The 1,150-nt window shown below is 59.3% G+C and carries 1 protein-coding gene; it reads right to left on the bottom strand.

Annotated features, from left to right (window positions below):
• Positions 1 to 1,149: bifunctional 2-methylcitrate synthase/citrate synthase (gene prpC / locus AWB64_RS30555; RefSeq protein WP_060859146.1), on the bottom strand; the 1,149-nt coding region annotated here is incomplete at its 3' end.
• Between the last annotated feature and the right edge of the window lies 1 nt (position 1,150).

The following is a 1,150-nucleotide window of genomic DNA, read 5'->3' as shown; positions in this document are numbered from 1 at the left end:
GAACTTCAGATTTTCGGGCCCGGTGTAATTTGCGCTGGGGCGAATGATCTTGTTGTCGATCCGTTGTTCGATGATGTGCGCGCTCCAGCCCGAGGTCCGCGAGATCACGAAGAGCGGTGTGAACATGGCCGTGGGCACGCCCATCGCGTGGTACGAAACCGCGCTGAACCAGTCCAGGTTCGGGAACATCTTCTTCGCGTCCCACATGGTGGTTTCGAGCCGCTCGGCCACGTCGTACATTTTCGTGTCGCCCGCTTCCTTCGAGAGCTTCTTCGCGATGTCCTTGATTACCTTGTTGCGCGGATCGGAGATCGTGTACACCGGATGGCCGAAGCCGATCACGACTTCCTTTGCGTCCACGCGGCGGCGGATATCGGCTTCCGCTTCGTCGGGCGTTTGATAGCGGGACTGGATATCGAACGCGACTTCGTTTGCGCCGCCATGCTTCGGGCCGCGCAACGCGCCAATGCCGCCCGTGATCGCCGAATACATGTCCGATCCCGTGCCCGCAATGACACGGCAAGTGAACGTGGATGCGTTGAATTCGTGCTCGGCGTAAAGGATCAGCGATGCATGCATGGCGTCGACCCATGACTTCGAAGGCGGCACGCCATGCAGCAAATGCAGGAAATGCCCGCCGATGGAATCGTCGTCCGTTTCGGTTTCGATGCGCCGGCCGTTATGCGAATAGTGATACCAGTAGAGCAGGATCGACCCCAGCGACGCCATCAGGCGGTCAGCAATGTCTTTTGCGCCCGCGACGTTGTGATCCTCTTTTTCGGGCAGCACGGTGCCGAGTACGGAGACGCCGGTGCGCATGACGTCCATGGGATGGGCGGATGCTGGAATCCATTCGAGCGCCGCTTTCAGGTTCGCGGGCAAGCCACGCAAAGCCTTGAGCCTGGTCTTGTACGACTTGAGTTCGGCGGCGTTGGGCAACTTGCCATGCACGAGCAGATAGGCGATCTCCTCGAACTCGGACGTGCCGGCGATATCGAGAATGTCATAGCCGCGATAATGCAAATCGTTGCCCGTCTTGCCGACAGTGCACAGCGCGGTGTTACCCGCGGTCACACCTGAAAGCGCGACGGATTTTTTCGGTTTGAAGCCGCCGGCAGCGGGTGCTTCTTTTGTCAGGGTATCGCTCATT

This window comes from Caballeronia sordidicola (genome assembly GCF_001544455.2).
Classification (GTDB): domain Bacteria; phylum Pseudomonadota; class Gammaproteobacteria; order Burkholderiales; family Burkholderiaceae; genus Caballeronia; species Caballeronia sordidicola.
The sequence above is the reverse complement of the archived record's forward strand: the minus strand, read 5'-3'. Positions and strand labels throughout refer to the sequence as shown.